The sequence below is a fragment of the Brevibacterium sp. H602 genome (genome assembly GCF_051172395.1).
In the GTDB taxonomy this organism is placed as follows: Bacteria; Actinomycetota; Actinomycetes; order Actinomycetales; family Brevibacteriaceae; genus Brevibacterium.
In genome coordinates, this window is record NZ_JBPIZD010000017.1 from 69,952 (window position 1) to 76,146 (window position 6,195).

At 65.1% G+C, this 6,195-nt stretch carries 7 protein-coding genes; 1 reads left to right on the forward strand and 6 read right to left on the reverse strand.

Annotated elements, in window-relative coordinates:
• The 6 genes from ACSBQT_RS13355 to dop form a co-directional block, all read right to left on the reverse strand.
• Window positions 1-957, reverse strand: a complete 957-nt coding sequence (locus tag ACSBQT_RS13355; protein ID WP_435001908.1) for an FKBP-type peptidyl-prolyl cis-trans isomerase — start codon at window positions 955-957, stop codon at window positions 1-3.
• Between the two features lie 64 nt (window positions 958-1,021).
• Complete coding sequence (pafA, locus tag ACSBQT_RS13360) at window positions 1,022-2,425, reverse strand: Pup--protein ligase (protein ID WP_435001909.1); 1,404 nt, start codon at window positions 2,423-2,425, stop codon at window positions 1,022-1,024.
• Window positions 2,426-3,115 carry a proteasome subunit alpha gene (gene prcA, locus ACSBQT_RS13365; protein WP_435001910.1) on the reverse strand — a complete coding sequence of 230 codons (690 nt, stop codon included), beginning with the start codon at window positions 3,113-3,115 and terminating at the stop codon, window positions 2,426-2,428.
• Between the two features lie 34 nt (window positions 3,116-3,149).
• Window positions 3,150-3,947 (reverse strand): proteasome subunit beta, encoded by a 798-nt coding sequence (gene prcB / locus ACSBQT_RS13370; RefSeq protein ID WP_435001911.1) that lies wholly within the window; start codon window positions 3,945-3,947, stop codon window positions 3,150-3,152.
• A 1-nt stretch (window position 3,948) separates the two neighbouring features.
• Window positions 3,949-4,140, reverse strand: a complete 192-nt coding sequence (locus tag ACSBQT_RS13375) for a ubiquitin-like protein Pup (RefSeq protein WP_039207623.1) — start codon at window positions 4,138-4,140, stop codon at window positions 3,949-3,951.
• A gap of 11 nt (window positions 4,141-4,151) precedes the next feature.
• A complete protein-coding gene (gene dop / locus ACSBQT_RS13380) occupies window positions 4,152-5,681 on the reverse strand; it encodes a depupylase/deamidase Dop (RefSeq protein WP_435001912.1) in 1,530 nt (509 codons plus the stop codon).
• A 32-nt stretch (window positions 5,682-5,713) separates the two neighbouring features.
• Here dop and ACSBQT_RS13385 point away from each other — a divergent pair, with 32 nt between their 5' ends.
• The gene (locus tag ACSBQT_RS13385) at window positions 5,714-6,118 is read left to right on the forward strand and encodes a DUF3054 domain-containing protein (RefSeq protein ID WP_435001913.1); all 405 of its coding nucleotides are present in this window, start codon (window positions 5,714-5,716) and stop codon (window positions 6,116-6,118) included.
• Window positions 6,119-6,195 lie beyond the last annotated feature (77 nt).

Here is a 6,195-nt window from a genome sequence, read left to right on the forward strand (position 1 = left end):
TCAGCCCTGGGCCGAGAGGATGTCGACGACGAAGATCAGGGTCGCATCACCCGGGATGGACGGTTCGCTGCCCTGTTTGCCGTACCCCTTGTCCGGCGGAACGACGAGGACGACCTGGTCGCCGACCTTCTTGCCGACGAGCCCCTCGTTCCAGCCGTCGATGACCTGAGCCTCGCCGACCGGGGCGACGACGAAGGGCTGTCCGTCCTTCTTCCAGTTCGAGTCGAAGGTCTTCGACGTGTCGTCCCAGAGCCAGCCGGAGTACTTCACGGCGACGCTCTGGCCCTTCTTGACCTCGTCGCCTTTGCCTTCGATGGTCGTGTACGACTCGAGCTCGGTCGGTTTCTTGCCCTTCGGCTTCGAGATCGAGGGGGCACCGTCGTCGGCCCACTTCACGGTCACGGGGTTGTCCGACTGATCGGCTTTCTCCCCCTCGGCGCGAGTCAGCGGCTTCTTCGTGTCCTCGATGTCGATGACGTAGACGAGCGTCTGTGACGCCTCCCCCTGCTGGGCGCTGCCGTTGAGTGACATCATCACGCGGGAGCCGACTTTGACGTCGATGAGCGCGTTGTAGAGGTCTTCGGAGATCTGGGACTTGTCCATGGGGAATCCGGCGGCGGAATCCGAATCGTAGCTGGATTCGACGGTCTTGCCAGTCGTCCCGGAGACCAGCGTCATCTGTGCCGTGACCTGCTCGCCGTCGGCGACCTTGTCGCCGGTGCCCTCTTCGAGCACCTTCTTCTCGGTCTTGTCCATGACCAGCGGTGCCTCGAAGCTGACCTTGGGCTTCTTCCCCATCTTGCCGTCGACGGTGATGTCGTCGAGGCTGGTCGACTTCGCGTCCTGAGCGGCTACCGACGGCGGAGGTGTGATCGAGTCCTCTGACTCATCACCCTGTCCGCAGGCCGAGAGCAGCAACAGGCCCGCCGCGATGGCGCTGAGCACTTTGGTGCGCACTGGTTTCCTTTCGTCACGCCGAGGCCGCGCCCGAGTAGGGGCTCGACCGAATCACAGGGCGATCTTACAGGCCCGCGATGAGTGTTTCCGCCTGCGGGTGAGTCGTGGCGAACGGGTCCTTGAGTGCGACTGCTCGACCGGATTCGTCATTGAGGCGCAGGTGCACCCAGTCGACGGTGTAGTCGCGACGGGCCGCATGGGCTGCGCGGACGAATTCGCCGCGGATCGCCGCCCGTGTGCTTGCAGGCGGTACGTCCTTCGCTCGTTCGGCCGTCTCGGCGGGGACGAGGCTCTTCGCCATCCCCGCGGCCTCGAGCTTGGGAAACAGTCCCGTAGCCGGCGTGATGTCGTGGAAGGCGATGTCGAGGCGGTGGATGCGCGCATCGGCGACATCCGTGATTCCACGCTGCATCGACCGTTCGATGAGGGTGCGTTTCATCACCCAGTCGATCTCCGTGTCCACGGTCGAGAAGTCCTGCGACTCGACGGCGGTGAGCATCCGCGTCCACAGGTCGATGACGTAGTGGGCCAGATCATCATCGCCGAGGCTGTGCTCCCCGGACTCCACGATCCGCTGTGCCCGGTCCCGGTAGTCGCCGAGCAGACCCAGCGGAGTCGTCGTGGATCCATCGGTGCGTTCGAGCACGACCCGACCCGTGAGATCACGGGCGACGAGCCGGATATCGCGCACCGGGTGGCGCAGCCCGTTCTCCGGGATCCGCGCCCCCTGTTCGATGAGGTCGAGCATGAGCACCGCGGATCCGATCTTCAGCGCCGAGGTGGCCGTCGACATCGAGGAGTCACCGACGATCACGTGCAGCCGCCGGTACTTCTCCGCATCGGCGTGCGGTTCGTCGCGGGCGTTGATGATCGGACGCGACCGTGTCGTCGCCGATGACAGTCCTTCCCACATGACGTCGGACCGCGCGGAGAGGCCGAACATCATCTCCGAGCGGTCGGCTTCCTCGTCGGGGGTGAAGGCCGAACGGCGCGGGATCACGGCCCCGGCGCCGGCGAGCAGCTGCCGCGAGACGAGGAAGGGCAGGAGGACCGTGGTCAGCCGATTGAAGTCGAGGGTGCGGCGGATGAGGAAGTTCTCGTGGGACCCGTACGAGTTGCCTGCCGCGTCCGTGTTGTTCTTGACCATGTGCACGCGTCCGCCGATGCCGTCGGCGTCGAGTGCGGCCTGTGCCTTGTCCAGCAGGTCGATCATCAGGCCTTCGCCGGCTCGGTCCTGGGCGAGCAGGTCGCCCAGGTCATCGCATTCGGCCGTCGCGTATTCCGGGTGGGATCCGACGTCGAGATAGAGGCGCGACCCGTTGGGCAGGAACACATTCGACGACCTGCCCCATTCGACGACGGGGCGGAAGAGATACCGGGCGATCTCCTCGGGGCCGATGCGGCGTCCGTCGGGATCGGCGGTGTGGGCGAGTCCGTATTCGGTTTCGAGCCCGTAGATGCGTGCCATTCAGTCCTCCCGCAGTGCGCTCATCGCCGCATCGTCGAGGCGGCGGAACGTCCGCTGCTTCGACGTCGTGCGATCGAGGACGGCTGCCTCGAGTGCGTCGGTGGCCAAGATCGCCTGGGTTGCGGCGGCCAAAGCGGCGACACCGTGGTTGAACACTTCGCGCAGAGTCATCTGCGAGCTGCGCACCCCTGCCAGGGACGCTGTGATCGCATCGGCCTGACCGCCGATGGCCACATGTTCGGTCTCGTCGATGACGGAACCGTCATAGCTGAGTCGGTAGAGCTGGTCGGTCTCCGGTGTGAGTCCGAGTTCGGCGACGACGAGTTCGACCTCGAAGGGCTTCGACTCGGTGGTGAAGACTCCGGCCAGCGTCTGCGCGTATGCGTTCGTCAGTCCGCGAGCGGTGACGTCGGTGCGGTCGTAGGAGTACCCGCGCAGATCGGCGTAGCGGACGCCGGCTTGGCGCAGGGTCTCGAACTCGTTGTACTTGCCGACGGCGGCGAAGCCGATCCGGTCGTAGATCTCAGCGATCTTGTGCAGCGTCGGCGACGGGTTCTCCGCCAGCAGCAGAATGCCGGCGTCGAAGCGCATGACGACGACGGATCGGCCGCGGGCGATGCCCTTGCGGGCGAAGTCGGCCCGGTCCTTCATCAGCTGTTCGGGTGAGACGTAGAACGGTGCCTGACTCATCGACGATCCTTTCGCGGTAACGGTGCCGCAGTCATCACCGGGCGGTGGCCGTGCGGCGGGCGACGACCTCGGTGGCGGTGTCCAAGACGGTGGCCGAATCGACCTCGGTGACCCCGTTCTCGAGGTCGACGGTGAAGATCGTCGGGGCGATCTGCCGGACGAAATCCGGTCCGCCCGTCGCCGAGTCGTCGTCTGAGGCGTCGAAGAGAGCTTCGACGGCAACCCCAATCGCCTGCTCGTGGTCGAGGTCGGCCCGCCACAGCTTCTTCAGCGCCCCGCGGGCGAAACCGGAACCGGAGCCGATGGAATGGAATCGGTGCTCTTCGTACTTTCCGCCGGTGACGTCGAAGCTGAAGATCTGGCCCTCCGGCCTGGATTCGTCGACTCCGGCGAACAGCGGGACGACGGTGAGTCCCTGCATCGCCAGGCCGAGGTTTCCACGCAGCATCGCAGCCAAGCGGTTGGCTTTGCCGTTGAGCGAGAGACGGGCGCCTTCGATCTTCTCGTAGTGTTCGAGTTCGAGTTGGAAGAGCCGGATGAGGTCGAGTGCGACCCCGGCGGTGCCGGCGATGCCGATGACGGAGTAGTCGTCGGCGGCTTTGACCTTCTCCATCGAGTGCGAGGCGATGAGGTTGCCGATCGTCGCTCTCCGGTCACCGGCCATGAGGATGCCCGAGGCGGTGCGGAAGCAGATGATCGTCGTGCCCTCCGGGGACTGTTCGGCCAGATCCCGGACACTGGGGTGCGGCAGCGCTTCGGGCGCCAGGGAGCGGGCGAGTTCGACGAACGAGTTGCTCGTCGAACTCAAGAATGCAGGAGGGAATCCTGCCATCTCATTGGCCGCCCTTCTGCACGAAGTTCTTGACGAACTCCTCCGCGTTCGATTCGAGCACACCGTCGATCTCGTCGAGGATGGAATCGACGTTCTGAGTGTTGATCTGTCCCTGCACGGCCTCCGGCGGATCGACGGGGACGTCTCCTCCGCCGGACGATTTGTCTCTCTGGACCTGTTCCTGCGAGCTCATCTCACACTCCTTCAGTCGTTCTTCGAACTCAGTCTATCCATTCCGAGTGCCTTGAGCAGGCCCTCGGCGGTCTCGATTCCCTCCACCCGATCGGCAAGCAGCTCACGGGTGCCTTTGAGCGGTTCGTGCATGGGCAGACGCACCACGCCGAGGGTTCCCGCGTTGACCACGAGAGAGTCCCAGCTGGCGCCGACCAGATCCTCGCCGAGGCGGCTGACCGCCACGGAACGCAGGAACGCGCGGGTCCCGTCCGGGGCGTTGACCACGGCGGCTTCGACCTCCGCGTCGGTCGTCATCCGGCGGATGCGGCCGGCTCGTTCGAGCTTGTGGAACAGGCCCTTCTCCGGGCGCACATCGTGGTACTGGACGTCGATGAGCGCCAGCTTCGGATGGTCCCAGTCGATTCCCTCACGAGAACGGTAGCTCTCGAGCAGCACCCATTTGGCGACCCAGTCGATGGAATCTGCGAGAGTCTTCGGATCGGTCGAGAGGCCGTCGAGGAATCGGCGCCATTCGGCGAGCACCTCGGCGGTTTCGGCGTCCTCGGCATCGGCGTGCTCGAGGCACGCGGAGTAGAAGGCTTCTTGGATCTCCAGCGCCGTTGTCGTCGTGCCGTCGCTCAGCGCCAGCGGAGCGCTGAGGGTGAGGTCGTGGCTGACGTCCCACAGTGCCTGCAGGGCATCGGCGAGTTCGATCTGCGGTGCCAGTCCGGCCTCGATGAGTCCGAGGACGAGGGAGGTCGAACCGAAGCGGACGAACGTCGCAGGCTCCGCCAGGGTGGCGTCGCCGATGATCACGTGCAGCCGGCGGTATTTCGCGGGATCGGCATGCGGTTCGTCCCGGGTGTTGACGATGGGACGGCGCAGAGTGGTCTCGAGTCCCACTTCGGCTTCGAAGAAGTCGGCCCGGGACGAGATCTGGAAACCCTTGCCCTCGCCTTCACGTCCGATGCCGACCCGTCCGGAACCGCACAGGATCTGCCGAGTGACGAAGAACGGGACGAGGCCGGCGACGATGTCGTCGAAGTCCGTGGACCGGTCGACGAGGTAGTTCTCATGGGTGCCGTAGGAGGCTCCCTTGGAGTCCGTGTTGTTCTTGTACAGATTGACAGGTTCCGCGCTCTTCTCGAGAGTCCGCACCGATTCGAGGGCGACGAGGTCGCCCGCCCGGTCGAAGGTGACGATATCGCGTGGAGTGAGGACTTCAGGGGACGAGTATTCGGGATGAGCGTGGTCGACGTAGTACCGGGCGCCGTTTTCCGTGACGACGTTCGCCAGGTACTGGGCTTCGAGGTCGTCCTGCGGAATATGGGTCAGCTGCGAGGAGTCGGCGTCGGCGATGCTCATGAAGAAGCCGCGGGCGTCGGCCAATGGAGACTCTGTGGCGAAGTCCCAGAAGTTCTGGGATGACTTCAGTCCGCGCGGTCCGGCATAGGCGTCGACGACACGCGCCGAGTCCCGCATCGGGTTCGCTCGCGGATTGCCCGGCTGGCTGAGGCCGAACTCCGTCTCGGCTCCCATGACGCGCCTGACTCTGAGCATCTGATTCTCCTCCAAGGTCTAGACTCGGGGACGTGGCAACGAAGAAATCTCATCTCCCCATCGCACTGATCGTCGACCTCATCCTCGTGGTTCTGTTCACGATCGTCGGTCATTACACACATTCTCACAATTTCGATCCGCAGGGGCTGATGACCACAGCGTGGCCGTTCGTCGCAGCCCTCGTCGTCGCCTGGCTGCTCACGGCCGTCTGGGATCGGCCGATCGCTCCGCTGGCCACGGGAACCGGTGTCTGGGCGATCACCGTCCTTCTCGGACTCGTCCTGCGCGGAATCGCTGGTCAGGGCGGAGACCCCGGAAATGTCGCAGTGACTTTCATGATCGTCGCGACGTCGCTCAACCTCGTCACTCTCGTCGGTTGGCGTCTCATCGCCACGGCCGTCTCCGGCGGTTCGGGCCGCCGCAAGCGCAGCCGCTGAGCATCCTGCCCTTCGGCCCAGGCCCTGGCCGCGAACGAGTCGAGCCCGCCGTTTCCGTCAGCTGACGGAAACGGCGG